Raw genomic sequence first — 221 nt, forward strand, 5'->3', positions numbered from 1 at the left:
ATCGCCTACAAAGCGACCCGGGCCGGAGTGGCACTCGTCCACGTCGACCCGAAATACACCTCGCAGGGCTGCTCCGCCTGCGGGCACATCGCCAAAGCCAACCGCCCCAACCAATCCACCTTCCGATGCACGTCGTGCGGCTTCGCTGAGCACGCCGACGTCAACGCAGCCCGCAACATCGCCACCCGCGGCGTTGCGGACTGGGCAGCCGTCAGCCTGCC

The 221-nt window shown here is 67.9% G+C and carries 1 protein-coding gene; it reads left to right on the forward strand.

The genetic code is table 11. The features are described 5' to 3' along the window. Positions 1 to 27 precede the first annotated feature (27 nt). Positions 28 to 221, forward strand: a 194-nt coding sequence (locus tag ONA70_RS36625) for a transposase (RefSeq protein ID WP_265011040.1), incomplete at its 3' end; no start/stop codon positions are given.

Source organism: Micromonospora yasonensis, assembly GCF_026013475.1.
Classification (GTDB): Bacteria; Actinomycetota; Actinomycetes; order Mycobacteriales; family Micromonosporaceae; genus Micromonospora; species Micromonospora yasonensis.